Annotated in this window: 12 protein-coding genes; 4 read left to right on the plus strand and 8 right to left on the minus strand. The window is 63.8% G+C overall.

Features of this window, described 5'->3' with window-relative positions; genetic code table 11:
• Nucleotides 1-2: 2 nt before the first annotated feature.
• Nucleotides 3-2,210 (minus strand): methyl-accepting chemotaxis protein, encoded by a 2,208-nt coding sequence (locus DAEP_RS22420; RefSeq protein WP_084204396.1) that lies wholly within the window; start codon nucleotides 2,208-2,210, stop codon nucleotides 3-5.
• Nucleotides 2,211-2,568: 358 nt separating this feature from the next.
• Complete coding sequence (ssb, locus tag DAEP_RS0104310; protein WP_008557627.1) at nucleotides 2,569-3,090, minus strand: single-stranded DNA-binding protein; 522 nt, start codon at nucleotides 3,088-3,090, stop codon at nucleotides 2,569-2,571.
• Between the two features lie 232 nt (nucleotides 3,091-3,322).
• On the opposite strand from ssb, the gene DAEP_RS0104315 reads away from it, so the two are divergent.
• The 3 genes from DAEP_RS0104315 (at nucleotide 3,323) to DAEP_RS0104325 (ending at nucleotide 6,069) form a co-directional block, all read left to right on the plus strand.
• Nucleotides 3,323-3,907: a lytic transglycosylase domain-containing protein gene (locus tag DAEP_RS0104315; protein WP_008555320.1), complete on the plus strand. Its 585-nt coding sequence runs from the start codon at nucleotides 3,323-3,325 to the stop codon at nucleotides 3,905-3,907.
• Between the two features lie 167 nt (nucleotides 3,908-4,074).
• The gene (locus DAEP_RS0104320) at nucleotides 4,075-4,449 is read left to right on the plus strand and encodes a hypothetical protein (RefSeq protein ID WP_008555736.1); all 375 of its coding nucleotides are present in this window, start codon (nucleotides 4,075-4,077) and stop codon (nucleotides 4,447-4,449) included.
• Nucleotides 4,450-4,614: 165 nt separating this feature from the next.
• Nucleotides 4,615-6,069: a tetratricopeptide repeat-containing sulfotransferase family protein gene (locus DAEP_RS0104325; protein ID WP_027243803.1), complete on the plus strand. Its 1,455-nt coding sequence runs from the start codon at nucleotides 4,615-4,617 to the stop codon at nucleotides 6,067-6,069.
• A gap of 105 nt (nucleotides 6,070-6,174) precedes the next feature.
• On the opposite strand, the gene DAEP_RS0104330 is transcribed toward DAEP_RS0104325, so the two are convergent.
• The 6 genes from DAEP_RS0104330 to miaA all read right to left on the minus strand — a co-directional run bounded on the left by DAEP_RS0104330 (nucleotide 6,175) and on the right by miaA (nucleotide 14,541).
• Complete coding sequence (locus DAEP_RS0104330) at nucleotides 6,175-8,265, minus strand: dipeptide ABC transporter ATP-binding protein (RefSeq protein WP_027243804.1); 2,091 nt, start codon at nucleotides 8,263-8,265, stop codon at nucleotides 6,175-6,177.
• 103 nt (nucleotides 8,266-8,368) lie between these two features.
• A complete protein-coding gene (locus DAEP_RS0104335) occupies nucleotides 8,369-9,583 on the minus strand; it encodes an ABC transporter permease (RefSeq protein WP_027243805.1) in 1,215 nt (404 codons plus the stop codon).
• Between the two features lie 15 nt (nucleotides 9,584-9,598).
• On the minus strand, nucleotides 9,599-10,651 hold the full coding sequence (locus tag DAEP_RS0104340; RefSeq protein WP_008553431.1) for an ABC transporter permease: 1,053 nt from the start codon (nucleotides 10,649-10,651) through the stop codon (nucleotides 9,599-9,601).
• Nucleotides 10,652-10,773: 122 nt separating this feature from the next.
• Nucleotides 10,774-12,438, minus strand: a complete 1,665-nt coding sequence (locus tag DAEP_RS0104345; protein WP_027243806.1) for an ABC transporter substrate-binding protein — start codon at nucleotides 12,436-12,438, stop codon at nucleotides 10,774-10,776.
• Nucleotides 12,439-12,741: 303 nt separating this feature from the next.
• The gene (locus DAEP_RS0104350; RefSeq protein WP_027243807.1) at nucleotides 12,742-13,554 is read right to left on the minus strand and encodes a helix-turn-helix transcriptional regulator; all 813 of its coding nucleotides are present in this window, start codon (nucleotides 13,552-13,554) and stop codon (nucleotides 12,742-12,744) included.
• A gap of 126 nt (nucleotides 13,555-13,680) precedes the next feature.
• Nucleotides 13,681-14,541, minus strand: coding sequence for a tRNA (adenosine(37)-N6)-dimethylallyltransferase MiaA (gene miaA, locus DAEP_RS0104355; protein WP_027243808.1), 861 nt, complete (start codon nucleotides 14,539-14,541; stop codon nucleotides 13,681-13,683).
• Between the two features lie 128 nt (nucleotides 14,542-14,669).
• Here miaA and pyrH point away from each other — a divergent pair, with 128 nt between their 5' ends.
• The gene (gene pyrH / locus DAEP_RS0104360) at nucleotides 14,670-15,419 is read left to right on the plus strand and encodes a UMP kinase (protein ID WP_008557536.1); all 750 of its coding nucleotides are present in this window, start codon (nucleotides 14,670-14,672) and stop codon (nucleotides 15,417-15,419) included.
• Nucleotides 15,420-15,687: the final 268 nt, after the last annotated feature.

Raw genomic sequence — 15,687 nt, forward strand, 5'->3', positions numbered from 1 at the left:
TCTCAGGCCGCGGCGCTGCCGGAGGCAAAGCCCGTCTGATCGTCGTCAAAGCCGATAGCCCTGCGCGGTGCGGCCCCGTTTGACGGGCGGGGGAGCGCATCCAGCGGCCTGGACGCCTGCGGCACGGTGAATTGGGCCACAAGCTCCCGCAATTCCTGCGCCTGCTCGGACAAGGAGGTGGTGGCGGCGGTGGTCTGCTCGGCCATGGCGGCGTTCTGCTGCGCCATCACTTCCAGTTCTCCGACGGCAGTGTTGACGTCGCCCATCTGCACGGACTGTTCCTTGATATTGCCGGCGATCTCGACGACCAGGGTGGAAATCTCCCCGACCTGCTCGTTCACGCTGGACATCGCCCGGCCGGCCTGATCGACCAGCGAAGCGCCGTTCTTGACCTGTTCGGAGCTGCGGGCGGTCAGCTCATCGATCTGCTGCACCGCGTCGGCGCAGCGCTGTGCCAGCATACGCACCTCGCTGGCGACCACCGCAAAGCCGCGGCCCGCTTCGCCGGCCCGGGCCGCCTCGACCCCTGCATTCAGCGCCAGCAGATTGGTCTGGAAGGCGATGTCCTGGATCACCTTGGTGATCTGCGAGATTTCCTGCGAGGATTCCTGCAGCTTGTCCATCGCAACAATGGTGTTCTTCACCACCTGGTCGCAGGAGGCAACGCCGGTCTGGGCGCTGTCGGCCAGCCGTTCGGCACGGTCTGCGTTTTCTGCTGAATGCTGCACGCTGGCGGTCAGCTCGCGCATCGCATGGGTGGTTTTCTCCAGCGTCGCCGATTCCGCCTCGGTGCGGTGCGCCAGATCCATCGACGCTTCAGCAATCGACCTGGTGCTTTCGTCAACGCTGCTGGTCAGCTCGCCGATGGAGGAGACCGCTTCGCTCAGCGCTTTCAGGGAGTCATTGAAATCCATCCGGATCGACTTGAACTCGACAGGGAAAAACTCCGTGATCGGGTTGTCCAGCCGCTTGTTCTGCAGATCCATCAGGGCAGCGCCGATGCGGCGGGCGACTGACAGGATTTCCTCGCGGCGCTCCTCTTCGGCCCTGGTCTCCTCCTCCTGTTTCTGCTGAGTCACGGTGCGCAGATCGGCCACATTGCGGGCAACCTCGCCGATCTCGTCCCGGCGGTTGGCGCCGGAAATCTCGGCATTGGCGTCGCCGCTGGCAAGCTGCTTCAGCGCCTTGTTCAGGACCGACAGGCCGCTGGTCATGTCGCGTGCGATCACCAGGCTCAGGATCAGCACACCGGCCAGGAGAACTGCCGTGAAGATGGCCATCTCAGTCAGCAGCAGTTTGTTCTGCGCATCGAAAGCGGCCATGTCCTCTTCAAGGTGCTGTATGAGGAGCGACTCCTTGCCGCGCAGGACTTTCAGCATATCTGTGGCGGCTGCAAACCACGAGGCGGCGGTAAAGCCTGAGAGATCCCCGCCGCTCAGGATGGCTTGCCGGATGTCCTCAAACTTCTTCATTTCAGGTGTGGATTTCAGGCTGGCAACGGCGTTGCGGTCCTCCACTGTCGCAAAGTCAAGAAAGCGGTCGAGGCGTTCCTTGAAGCGTTCATGCGTTGCGACGAAAACCTGAAAATCGGTTGGCGTCCAGCCATTGGCAAATCCCACCGCTCCGGCCGCGCGCTCCAGCCCGGCCGCGTCCTTGGCCCGCAGGAACATTGACAGGGCGACAGCTTCCTGGGAGATCCGGGGGTTGTCGATTTGCTGCGCGACAGAAAGCCCGGTCTGGATCAGCGCTGTGTTCAGATCAGTGTAATACTCAACCGCAGCGCGCACCGGCAGCGCGCGGCTGGCGATTTGCTGGCGGACTTCCTTTTTCCGGCCCAGTTCAGTTTGCGCGACGCGGAATGACTGCAAGGCTTCGGTGCTGAGCCCATCACGGTCAACCTGCTCCAGCTTGGAAAGAAAACCGGCTATTGCAGCGTCATTTGTCTGCCGGATCTTCACAAGCGCCTCCGGCATCACAGACGACTCGCCGCCCAGGTAAGCGGCGCTCATCCCGCGTTCGACCTGCAGCGAGTGCACCAGGCTGCTGGTCCCTTCGAGAAGCTCCCCGGCGAGCGCTGTATTGATCTGTGCCCGTTCATACAGCTCTATCAGCTTATTGCCTATGAACCACAGGCTGAGAAGCAGCGGCGCCGCCAGCAGCATGGTGATCTTCACCTTAATCGAGAGATGCTGCAGAAATCGCATACCCATAATCTGAACCCTTGCTGAACATTGATCGCATAAGTTGCATCAACAATGCGGAATGTGTCTTAATATTCGGCTACCCTTCGGAAAGGGGCTGACTGTGCAGCAAGGCCGCCTTCAACTGCGGGGGAAGCCGTTAGCAGAGGTCAGGCGGGGGTCGATCAAGGTGTTGAAATAGAAGGAATAAATTAGCGCGCTTGGCCGGTTACAGGCGCAAGAGCGGGGTGCGGTGTGCAGGCCCGGTTTCCCCGGGGGAAGGCCGCTGCGCGAGCCGTTAAATCTTCAAAAAAAGCACGGCGGAATTTGAAAAGCCCCCAAGGCTCGGGGCCTGGGAGCTTTGCTGTAGGGCTTTGCTGACGCGCGTTTAGAACGGGATTTCGTCGTCGTCGATATTGTGGGAGGCGCCGCCGCCGTAGCCGCCGCCGCTGCCGCCGCCTTGGGACCCGCTGTCATAGCCGCCGCCGTACCCGCCGCCGCCTTGGCCGCCGCCGCCATAGCTGCCACCGCCTTGGCCACCGCCGCCGCCGCCTTCGCCGCGGCCGTCAAGCATGGTCAGCGTGGAGCCGAAGCCTTGCAGCACGATCTCGGTCGAATAGCGGTCCTGGCCGCTCTGGTCCTGCCACTTGCGGGTCTGCAGCTGGCCTTCGACATAGACCTTGGAGCCCTTGCGCAGATACTGCTCGCAAACCCGCACCAGGCCCTCGCTGAAGACCGCGACGGAGTGCCATTCGGTCTTCTCGCGGCGCTCGCCGGTGTTGCGGTCCTTCCAGGTTTCCGAGGTGGCGATGCGCAGGTTGCAGACCTTGCCGCCGTTCTGGAAGCTGCGCACCTCGGGGTCGCGGCCCAGGTTGCCGATAAGCATGACTTTGTTGAGTGAGCCGGCCATAGGGTTCCGTCCTTTAGTTTCTGATCGTCTTGTCCAGCAGCGGCAGGGCTCGAATCCGGCCCCGCTGCGTTCCGGCGACAGTATAGCCCCATGCCCAGGGTGAAAAGCAGGCATCTGTGGATGCTTTCGGCGGCACGGCGGCCGGATTTACGGCGGTTTGCGCCGGTGTTGCTTTAATTTTGTTTCGCATTGGGTATATTGCGCGCAGTGGGACAGTATCAGGACAGCGGAAATGCGCAAAGCCGTTGCGGGGTTGGTGATCGCGGTTGTCGGGGCAGGGCAGCCGGCCGCGGCCGATGTGCTTGGCACGAAAAACCGGCGGGATCTGTTCGCCGCCCATACCCGTGTGCTGGATGGCCGCGCGGCGGCGCAGTACAAGAACTCCGCCCGGTTGCAGCCGCAGACCTACGGCATCCCTTCTGCCGCGGGCACGCTGTCCTATAGCGGCAAGTACCGGGGGCAATACCTGGAGATGGCGCGCGATGCCGCCCGCCAGCATGGCGTGCCCGAAGACCTGTTCCTGCGACTGGTGCAGCAGGAGAGCAACTGGAACCCGAACGCCAAATCGCACAAGGGGGCGCTGGGGCTGGCGCAGCTGATGCCTGCCACGGCGCGGGCGCTGGGGGTCAACCCGGAGGTGCCCAGGCAGAATCTGGACGGCGGCGCCCGCTATCTGGCGCGGCAGTTCCGCAAGTTCGGCTCCTGGCGGCTGGCGCTGGCGGCCTATAATGCCGGGCCGGACGCGGTGGTGAAATACGGCGGCGTGCCGCCTTACAAGGAAACCCAGAACTATGTGAAGAAGATCTGGGGCAGCTAAGGCTGCCGGCGTGCCGCAGGGGCGCGGCCAGGAGGATCTTCGCCCGCGGATTAACCTGCGGATTAATCTGTGGATAACTTTTCTTAATGCCCTGTTAACTCCAACGGGACGTCATGCATTTGCCTTAATTTTTCGTGAATCTGTCGGCAGGTTCAGGAGGGAATGCATTGTATATCAACGGCTTCGACGATCGCATTGACCGGGTTGACTGGCAGCCGAGCGCTGTGCCCACGCGCAAAGTGGTCGATAGCGTTCTGGGCAGCCGGCAGCCGCGGCAGCCGCGCAGCGCTGTCCTGAGCCTGGCTGGCGCGGTGGCGGGGCTTGTGATCGGCGTGGGTCTCAAGGGTATGGTGCTGCCCGGCTCGCCCTGGGGGCCGGGCACCGGGCTGGCCGGCGCGATCGGCGGCAGCCTGGCGCTGGCCGGACTGGCAGTATCGGTGCCGGGCGCCCTGTTTGCTGCCGTCAAGGGACAGCAGGCACCGCGGCTGATGCAATTTGCCTCGATGAACCTGCTGATGATCATGATGGTTCTCTGGAGCTGACCGTAACGTCCCCTGTGGGAGTGGGGGAGCGCTGTGGAGCCCCATGCGCCGCCGCTGCGCCGCGCATGGGGTTTTGCGTTGCCTGGAGGGCCGCGCGGTGTGTTTACCGCATTTTCACGGCGCTTCGCTATGGTTCTCGGCACCAGCGGAAACCGTGGAGCCAGAATGAACCAGCCTTTGATGCATGACACTCCCGCGCAGCACGGTGCCAGTGCCCTGGAGGCAGCCAGTGAACTGGTCAAGGCCGGGAAATACGGCAAGGCCCTGCCGCTGCTGTTGGTCTTGCTGCGGCAGGATCCGTCGAATGTCCGGGTGCTGGACCTTACGGCCACCTGCTACCTGGAAGCCGGGGACAGTCAGACCGCCGTGCGGCTGCTTGAACTGCTTGCGGATGGCAATCCGGCTCTGCCGCAGGCCTGGGGCAAACTTGCGGCCGTGCGGGCCACCAGCGGCGACAAGGCCGGGGCCGTGCGGGCCTTCGAGCAAGCTCTCAGCCTGGCACCGGGCGACGTGGGGCTGCTTGCGGCCCGGAACCGGCTGGAACCCTTCACCAGCGATAGCAGCGCAGCCGCCCGGCTGCGGGCGGCGGTGCAGAACACCGCTGCCACGCAGCGCGAGCGCATCCTGGCGCATTTCGCACTGGGCGTGATCGAGGACCGGGCCGGTGCCCCAGCAGCCGCGTTTGACCACTATGCCCAGGCCAACGCCCTGACGGAAACCGGCTATGATCACGCGTTCCAGGACGCGCGCCTGCAGGCGCAGCTGGCGGCGGACTGGACCGGTGCCGCCTGCGGCGAGGCTGCTGACGCGCCCTGTATGCTGTTTGTGACCGGTCTGCCGCGCAGCGGCACCACGCTGCTGGAAACCTGCCTGACGCGGCACTCGCAAATCGACAGCATCGGCGAGAGCGAGGCGCTGTCCAATACCGCGGCCGCGGTGCGCCGGTATGCAGCCGGGCGGTATGGCGATGCCGGCTGGTGGAACTGGCTGGGGCGGCTAAGCGCTGAAGAATTGGAGCAGTTCCGCACGCTGTTTCTGCACAATGCCTTTCCCATGGGCAGACCGGATGCTGCGGTCGTTGTCGACAAGATGCCGCTCAATTGTTTTGAAATGGGGCTGGCGCATGTCCTGCTGCCCAACGCCAGGTTCCTGTTCCTGTCGCGCCACCCTCTGGACGTTGGGCTGTCGATTTTCACCATGAATTTCGCGGCTGGCCATAGGTATTCCTCCCGGCTGGAGTGGATCGGCCATATGACCCGCTGCGTGTACGGTTCGCTTCTCGACTACCAGGCAAAGCTGGGAGAGACCCTGCGGGTGCAATCCTTTGAGGCGCTGGTGACCGGCCCCGAAGCGCAGATCCGGTCCGTTCTGCAGCATGCAGGCCTGGGGTGGGAGGAGGGCTGCCTCACTCCGGAACAGAACACACGCGCTGTGCGGACGGCCTCGCTAATGCAGGTGCGCGACAGCATCAACACTGCGGGTCTGGAAAAATGGCGGCGGTATGAAGCGCAGCTGGAGCCGCTCAAGGAGGCCCTGGGCGGGCAGGCGTGGATTGACCAGTGGCAGCAATGGAACCGGAACGCCGCCGAAACCGGCAGCCTGGCGCCGGCCGCGGCCTGAACGCGGCCCCGCCGGGGGCCGGGTTTCGCTCTGCCGCAACAGAAAACGCCGCCGCCTGAGTCCAAGCCGCGGCGCGGATTTGAGCACGGCACCTGCTGCCGCAGTTTACTCCGCGGCGACCTTGATCACCGGTTTCATCCGTTCCAGCACCTCGTCGCTCAGGTGGCATTTGACCTGATGGCCGCCGCCCAGCTGGCGCACCGGCGGCACCTCGCGCTCGCACAAACCGGCCGGCACTTCGGACTTCCAGCGGCAGCGGGTCTGGAACGGGCAGCCCGGCGGCGGGTTCATGGCCGAGGGGATATCGCCCTCCAGCACGATGTGCTCCTTCACGACCGAGGTGTCGGCAATCGGCACCGCCGACAGCAAGGCCTCGGTGTAGGGGTGATAGGGCGGCGCAAAGACCTGATCGGTGGTGCCCAGCTCCACCACATGGCCCAGATACATCACCATCACCCGGTCGCTGAGGTAGCGCACGATTGACAGGTCGTGCGAGATGAACAGAAGCGTGGTCTTTTCCTTGCGCTGGATCTCCATCAACAGGTCGGTGACGGCAGCCTGCACCGACACGTCCAGCGCCGAGACGGGTTCGTCTGCCACCACGATGCGGGCGCCGCCGGCAAAGGCGCGGGCGATGCCGACGCGCTGCTTCTGGCCGCCGGACAGCTGCCGCGGCATCCGGTCGGCAAAGGCGCGCGGCAGCTTCACAAGGTCCAGAAGCTCCAGCATCCTGCGGCGCCGTTCGGCCTCGGAACCGCCGACCCCGAATATCTCCAGCGCCCGCATGATCTGGCGGCCGACGGTCATCGACGGGTTCAGCGTGTCGAACGGGTTCTGGAACACCATCTGAATGTCGGAGATCGTCTTGGTGTCGCGCTCCTCGATCGGGATCTGCTCGATATTGCGGTTGTCCAGCAGGATCTGCCCCTCGGTTGCGGTTTCCAGCCCCATCAGCACCTTGGCAAAAGTGGATTTGCCGCAGCCGGATTCGCCGACGATGGCGAGGGTTTCGGATTCGCGCGCCTCGAAGCTCAGCGTCTCGTTGGCCTTCACCACCTTCTTCTCGCCGCCGCCGAACAGAGCATTGGCGGCAACCTCATAGTATTTCTTGAGGTTCTCCATCTTCAGGATCACCTTGCCGGGTGCCGTCTTCTCTTTCTGATCCGCCAGGGTCAGCGGCGCGTTCCAGTCAATCTCCTCGAACCGCAGACAGCGGGTTTCATGCCGGTCGTTTCCATGCACCGGCGCCATCGGGATCACCCGGTCCGCGTCGCAGCGGCCCTCTTCGAAATAGTCGCAGCGGGGGCCGAAGTTGCAGCCGGGCGGGCGCTCGTGGGGCAGGGGGAAGTTGCCCGGAATCGCCACCAGGGGGCGCGCGTTCTTGTCGGCGCCGGGAAGAGGGATCGAGCGGAACAGCGCCTGGGTATAGGGGTGCTGCATCTCGTCGAAGACATCGTGGATGGAGCCGCGTTCCACCGCCTCGCCGGAATACATCACGCAGATACGGTCGCAGGTCTCCAGGACCAGGCCGAGGTTATGGGAGATGAACAGCATTGAGGTGCCGTATTTCTTGCCCAGGTCCTTGACCAGCTCGACCACTGCGGCCTCCACCGTCACGTCCAGCGCGGTGGTGGGCTCATCCAGGATCAGCAGCGAGGGTTTCGACATCAGCGCCATGGCGATCACGATGCGCTGCTGCTGGCCGCCCGACAGCTGGTGCGGGAAGGAATTCAGCATCCGCTCCGGGTCGGGCAGGCGCACGTCTGTGACCACCTCAAGGGCGCGCTGATAGGCTTCCTTTTCGCTGACGCCCTCGTGGATCATCGGCACTTCCATCAGCTGCTTGCCGATACGCATTGCCGGGTTCAAAGAGGCCATCGGCTCCTGATAGATCATCGCGATCTCGTTGCCGCGGATATCGCGCAGCTCCTCGGCGCTCATCTCGCTCAGATCGCGGCCCTTGAACTTGATGGTGCCGCCGACAATGCGGCCGTTCTTGCCCAGGTCCTGCATGACGCCAAGCGCCACAGTGGATTTGCCGCAGCCGCTTTCGCCAACCAGGCCCACCGCCTCGCCCGGCTGCACCGCAACGGAGAAGTCCATCACCGCGGGGATTTCGCGCAGCCGGGTGAAGAAGGAGATCGACAGCTTGTCAATTTCCAGGATCGGGCCGCTGTAGTCTGACATCTTGGTCATGGTCTTGTCTCCCTGTTGAGGCTGGAAGGGACCGGATCCCTTTCTTCTGGCCTCAAATATCCCGGGGGTCCTGGGGGCTGGCCCCCGGTCCCGCCGGTTCGGATCAGTCTTTCAGGCTCTCTTCGCGCAGGCCGTCGGCCAGCAGGTTCAACCCCAGAACCAGCGTCAGCAGGGCGAATGCAGGCGGCAGGGCCGGGTGCAGGTAGATCGCCAGCAGCTTGCGCCCGTCATTGATGGTCGACCCCCAGTCCGGGCTTTCCGGCGGCAGGCCAAGGCCGAAGAAGCCCAAGGTGCCCAGCAGGATGGTGGTATAGCCGATGCGCAGGCAGAAATCGACGATGAGCGGCCCGCGGGCGTTGGGCAGGATCTCCCACAGCATGATGTACCAGGGGCCTTCGCCACGGGTCTGGGCGGCAGCCACATAGTCGCGGGTTTTTATGTCCATCGTCAGGCCGCGCACGATGCGGAACACCGTGGGCGAGTTGACGAAGACCACCGACACGAACACCACCAGGATGCCGCCGGGGATGTCGAAGAGGTCCATTGCCCGGGGCAGGCCCCAGATCGAATACACCGGCGTGTTGATCAGGTAGCCGCCATTGGAAACCAGCTGCAGATAGAACCAGATGATGGTGCCAAGCACGACCGGCAGCAGCCAGTTGCGCAGCTTTGGGCGGGTGTAATAGCGCGAGTTCAGCAGCACCCCGACAAAGATGATCGGGAAGATGAACAGAACGATCGCCATGTAGTTCGGCACGCCGGTTGCCACGATCTCGGGTGTCACCAGCAGGTAGAACAGCAGGATCACCGGGAACGCCAGGATCAGGTTGGCCGCAAAGGACAGGAACGTGTCCAGCTTGCCGCCGTAATAACCCGCGGGCAGCCCCAGGGTGATACCGACCATAAAGGCAAAAACCGCGGCCATCGGGGCGATCTTGATGACTTCCCAGGCGCCTTTCACCAGGCGGCTGAACACGTCGCGGGCCAGGTTGTCGCCGCCCAGCAGATAATACGGGTATTCGCCTTCGCCGGCGCCGGGCACCGGGGTGCCGGGCAGCTCGTTCTTCATGCCCGAGACCTGGGTCAGCGGGTCGTGGGTGACGATCATGTCCATGGCGCCGTAGATGCCGGTGAACACCCAGAACATCACCAGCGCAAAGCCGATCATGCCGATGGGACTGTCAAACAGCTTACCGTACAGGCCCAGCCGCCGCTTGAAGCCGATCGAGAGGGCAAACAGGATCACCATCGAAATCCAGACCGGCGACAGCTGGTAGATGATCCGCAGGGTGATTTCGAAAAAACCAAGGGGTTCCATGCTCAGCTGCCTTCCTCAAGAGATCCGGATACGCGGGTTCAGGTACACATAGCCGATGTCGGAAATCAGCTGGGTGACCAGCACCACGACAACTGAGACCACGGAGACGGCCAGCAGCAGTTCGATGTCGTTATTGCCCGCCGCTTCCACCAGAACCCAGCCGAAGCCCTTGTAGTTGAACAGGGTCTCGACGATCACCACGCCGTTCAGCAGCCAGGGGAACTGCAGCATGATGACGGTGAAGGGGGCGATCAGAGCGTTCCTGAGCGCGTGCTTCAGAACGATGTTGTGAAAGCTCACCCCCTTGAGGCGCGCGGTGCGGATGTATTGCGCGGTCATCACCTCGGTCATCGAGGCGCGGGTCATCCGGGCGATGTATCCCATGCCGTAAAGCGCAATGGTCAGCACCGGCAGGAAGAAGTTCTCGAAATTGGGGTTGTCCATTGCCGAGGTGGCGGTGCCCTTGAACCATTTCAGCCCGACGGTGGAGGAAGTGAATACTGCGATGAAGATCACGCCTGAGACATATTCCGGCGTTGCCGTGGTCAGGATCGAGGCGGTCGACAGGGTCCGGTCGGTGGCCGTGCCCTCGCGCATCCCGGCCAGAACGCCGATCAGCAGCGCCGAGGGCACCATCAGCACCAGCACCCAGAACATCAGCAGGCCGGTGTTGCCGAGACGTTCGGAGATGATGTCCGAGACTTCATCCTTAAACCGTGTGGAATAGCCCCAGTCGCCCTGCAGAATGCCGCAGAAGGTTGGCGCTTCGGCAGCCTGTTCGGCACTCACGGTGCCGGTGATGCAGCGGCCGGTCACGCCTTTGCCGGTTTCCCGGGTCCAGCCCGGCAGCACGCCGAGCCACTGCCCGTATTTTGAGACCATGGAGCCGCCATAGCCGTTGGCGTCAAGCCAGCTGGCCACAGCTTCGTCCGACATCCGGAAATTGCCCTGGGTTTTGGCAAGTTTTTCGAGGTTCGGGTAAAGGTTCGTCAGGAAAAACACGATGAACGTCAGGCATAAGGCCGTCAGCAGCATCACGCCCGAGCGTCGGAGAATGAAAAGTCCCATGGGGTCCCCTGTCAGTCTGGCGGATCGGACCCGGTTGCGGGCGCGGGTCTCTTATCGTCTTAGCTGGAGCGCACCGCCCCGGGCGGGGCGGTGCAGGAGGCCGGAGCGGTCCGGGGCGCCTGTCAGGCGGCCCAGCCCCACTTGTAGTGGTGATGCTCAAACGCGATGTGCATGTCGGCCCCGGCGACGCCTTCACGCAGATGGCGGTACAGCGAGCGCCAGTAGGGCTGGATGGTGACGCCTTCTTCCTGGATCAGCATCTCGCCCTTCTTGGCGATCTCGCGGCGCTTGTCGGCGTCGGCGATGGACAGGGCTTCGGTCAGCAGCGCGTCGAACTCGGGGTTGGACCAGCCGAATTCGTTCCACGCCTCACCCGATTTATAGGCCAGCGCCCAGATCTGGACGCCCAGCGGGCGGTGGTTCCAGTTGGTGGAGCTGAACGGGTATTTCACCCAGTCGTTCCAGAAGGTCGAGCCCGGCAGCACCGTGCGCTTCACTTTGAACCCGGCATCGCGCATCTGCGCGGCCACCGCGTCGGTGGTGTTGCGGCGCCAGTCGTCATCAATGGACAGCAGCTCGTGCTCAAAGTCCATCATGCCGGCCTCTTCCATCAGCGCGCGGGCGGCCTCGGGGTCGTGCTGGAGCGGCGGCAGTTCCGCGTATTCCGGATGGATCGGGCCGATATGGTGGTTTTCGGCCGGCTCGCCGCGGCCGCCATAGCCCAGCTCCAGGCAGACAGCGTTGTCCACGGCCATCTGGATTGCCTTGCGGACGCGCTTGTCGGCGTAGGGCTTCTTGCCGTCGATCTCCGCCAGCTGGTTCGGGCGGATCACCAGGGTTGCCATGGTGACAACCTCGGATTTCTGATAGCCGAGGCCATCCAGAACGTCGATGAATTCCCCCACGGACTCATGCAGCATGTCGACTTCGTCGGATTCCAGCGCCGCCATCCACGACGACGGGTCGGTGCCGAAGTCGATGTATTCGATGCGGTCCAGGGCGGGCTTGCCAAAGACGGACTCGCCCCACCAGGCGTGATCGGCGTTGCGTTCCAGCGTGGCCTTCACACCCACTTCCAGCTCGGTCAGCAGGTACGGGCCGGTGCCCACGTTGGAGAGGAAGTCGTCGTTCTGATAGCTGGAATGCACGACGGCTGCCGGATAGTCGGACATGCCCGCAATCAGCGAGATGTCGGAGGACGGCAGGTTCAGCCTCACGGTGTGGCTGTCGACCACCTCGATGCCGCCCTCGACGGCCTTGCCGGAGGCCTCGTCGATCAGGGTGCCGAACCGGCCGGCCATGGAGTTGCCCTCAACCGACTTGTCGCACCAGCCTTCGATGTTACGGGCCACGTCCTCGGCGGTGAAGTCGTCGCCGTTGTTCCACTTGACGCCCTGACGGACATTCAACGTGTAAACGGTGGCGTCTTCGTTGATCTCCCAGCTTTCCAGAAGCATCGGGCTGAAGGTGCCGTCGTTGTTGTACTCAACCAGGTACTCCAGGGTGCCGCGGGTCTGGTTGCCCATTTCCGACCAGTCATAGGTGCGCGGATCCTTCAGGGGGCGCACGCCCATCTGGACGCGCAGGGTGCCGCCGTCCTGCATGCCCTCAGCGGCTTTGGCCGGAGCGGTCATGCCGATCATTCCATAGGCTGCGGTTGCGGTGACCCCCAGCGCGGTGGCGCGGGTCAGGAACTCGCGGCGGTCGAGCTTGCCGTCGAACACTTCCTGGGCGTGCATCTTGGCGGCCCAATGCACCGGTGCTCCGTTGATGGTGTCTTTGGTCATCTAGGTCTCCCTGTTGTAGCGTTTGATCTTAATTATCTTGCGAAACGCCTATCGTCTCAGCGGCCTGCTGAGCGCCTTGTGAAGCGCGTTTCGGATTAAAGTTTCCCCATCGCTTCATTCGGGCAGAGATATGACCTTTCGTCAATGCACAGTTTCGCCGTTTCACGGCAAGAATACGACATTTACGGCGTCGTATTCGTGATTTGAAGGAGCATGCGACGGCATACTGTTCAAAACTGCCCAGTACTAGGCCGGATTTCAGCGCTAAGCGTCAAAGATGCAAGAATCTGCTGGCGAATCAACCTATTGGGATTTCGCGCGTGCTTTTTTACGCAGGCCGCTGGGTGGCTGGCCGGTGTGCTGGGTGATGAACCTGGTGAAATAGGCGGCGCTGCCGAAGCCCAGCTGGCTGGCGATGTCGCGGATGGGCATGTCGGAGCCGATCAGCAGGGTGCGCGCGGAATGCAGCTGACGTTCGGTCAGCAGCGCAGCGGCGGTCTTGCCGGCCTCGGCCTTGCAGACCCGGGTCAGGTGTGTCGGCGTCACCTTCAGCGCGGCGGCGTGGTCGGCCATGGTGGCCTGACGGTCCTGGAGCCCGGCGACCCGCTGGCAATAGGCCAGGCACAGGCGCTGCGCTGCCGTCTGGCGCGGGTCCTGGCTGCCGGTGTCCGGCTGGCGGCGCAGCGAAATTGCGGCCAGTTCGCAATGCGCCTGCACGGCGCGGCGCCAGAACGGCGCCTGGGCCGACTGCTCGCGGCTGATCGCCTCGAACATGCTCGTCAGCCGGGTTTGCTCCTGCAGGCTGGTGACGCGCTTGTGGCAGGACGAAGCGGGAAAAGGCGGCAGCAGCGGGCCGGTCATTGTCAGCACGTGTCCGAGGCACTGGCGGGAGAATTCGGCGGACCACAGCGTGCCGGCCGGGATGAAGATGGCGCTGTGCGGCCCGAACCCGCGCTGCCCGCCATTGAGGCACATGCGGCCCTGTCCGCGGGTGATCCAGATCAGCAGGTGATCGCTGCGGCTGTGCGACAGGGCGGTTTGCCAGGCGCCGTCCGGGCTCAGGCTGGCTAACGGGGCGGCATGAATGTCCGCTGAAAAGTCTGGATCAAATGGCATCTGTTGCCTTGGGCAAAAAAAAGATTTGCCGCAACAGGCCAGAAAACGCTGATTCTGGCAAGTTTCCGCCGAGTGAAGCGGATATTGATTTGGATTTTACTGAACCACCCCTCCGGCGGCGCGAGGCTAGGGAAGCGCCACCTGGTGCCAGGCCTTCATCCGGGCGCGGAACCAGCTGCGCTGGCGCTTGGCAAACTGCCGGGTGGCGATGGCGGCGCGCTCTTCAGCTTCAGCCAGCGTGAGCTGGCCCCGGGCATAGCCCATCAGCTCCGGCACGCCGATCGCCTTGCAGGAAGGCAGGGCGGGGTCGTAGCGGTCCTGCATCGCCTCAATCTCCGCCATCGCGCCCTGATCGAGCATCAGGCCGAACCGTTTGCGGATGCGGGCCTCCAGCCAGTCCTTGCCGGAGTTCAGCACCATCGCAGTGCAGCGGGACAGCGGCAGCGCCGGGGCAGGGGTGTCGTCCTGCCAGCTGGCCAGCGGCCGCCCGGTGGCCTTCAGAACCTCCCAGGCGCGCTGCACCCGGGCACGGTTCTGCAGGTCGATGCGGCTGGCGGTTTCGGGGTCAAGCTCTGCCCGCAGCACCTCCAGCGGCAGGGCGTCGGCTTCTGCCCGCACCGCGGCCGGCGTGGGCGGAATGTCGGCCATGCCTTCGGTCAGGGCGGTAAAGTACAGGCCGGTGCCGCCGACGATGATCGGCCGCTCCGGCCCGTCCAGCAACGGCAGCACCTCGCGCAGCCAATGGCCGGCGGAATAGTCTGCGTCATAGGCCACATGGCCGTACAGCGCGTGCGGCGCCAGGGCCTCCTCCTCCGGCGAAGGGCGGGCGGTGATCACCCGCCAGCAGCCATAGACCTGGCTGGCATCGGCGTTGACGATGACACCGCCCTGGCGCGCGGCAATTTCCAGGGCCAGCGCGGATTTCCCGGAGGCGGTGGGGCCTGCAATCAGCACAGGCAAATCCGGGTCGGTGTCGGGCAGGGTCATGCGGGTGCGGTCCGTTTCCAAGGCCGGTTCCGCAAATCTCGGCGGAAACCGCGCTGCGCGGATTGAAACCGGCAGCGAATTACTCCATTTTGCGCGCAAATTAACCCTCACATCTTCTGGAGCGCAACATGCCTCAACCGCAAGACAAGCCGGAGCTGGATCCGGCCGCCGCCTATAAACGCGTCATGCTGAAAATTTCCGGCGAGGCATTGATGGGCGACCAGGGTTTCGGCCTGCACCCGCCGACCGTGCAGCGCATCGCCCGCGAGGTGAAGTCTGTGCAGGAAATGGGCGTCGAGATCTGCATGGTGATCGGCGGCGGCAACATCTTCCGCGGGCTGTCCGGCTCGGCGCAGGGGATGGAGCGCACGACCGCCGACTACATGGGGATGCTGGCGACGGTGATGAACGCGCTGGCGATGCAGTCGGCGCTGGAGGGCATGGGCGTCTTTACCCGGGTGATCTCGGCGATCCGCATGGATGAGGTGGCGGAACCCTATATCCGCCGCCGCGCCGTGCGCCACCTGGAGAAGAAGCGGGTCTGCATTTTTGCCGCCGGCACCGGCAACCCCTATTTCACCACCGATACCGCCGCGACCCTGCGCGCCAATGAGATGGCGTGCGAGGCGATTTTCATGGGCAAGAACGGCGTCGATGGCGTCTATGACAAGGACCCCAAAGAGCATCCGGACGCGGTGCGCTATGATGAAATCAGCTATGACGATGTCTTTGCCAAGCGGCTGAAGGTGATGGATGCCTCCGCCATTGCGCTGGCGCGCGACAACAATCTGCCGCTGATCGTTTTCCCGCTGGATGAGCCGGGCGGCTTCCGCGGCATCCTGTCGGGCAAGGGGACCTACACCAAGGTCCAAGGCTAAGCGCCTGCAGCCTTGATGAAATCCGGACGCGGGCCAGCGATTTGGCCCGCGTTTTGTGCCGCCGCCGGCACTCCTCTGCGCCCAGGCCCCGGCAGGCCGCATTCTGCCCGCGCGCCGCCGCAGCAATCGCAGGAAAAACACGGCGGGCGGGCTATTTGGATGGATGCGGGAGCAGGCGCCGGAGCTCCGCTTTGGGCGGGAAGTTGCGGCAAATCCTCCCCATGATCGCTATACATCAGCCTTCCAATGGCTTATGAGCCAAGTGAAG

The sequence above is a fragment of the Leisingera daeponensis DSM 23529 genome (assembly GCF_000473145.1).
GTDB classification, from domain to species: Bacteria; Pseudomonadota; Alphaproteobacteria; order Rhodobacterales; family Rhodobacteraceae; genus Leisingera; species Leisingera daeponensis.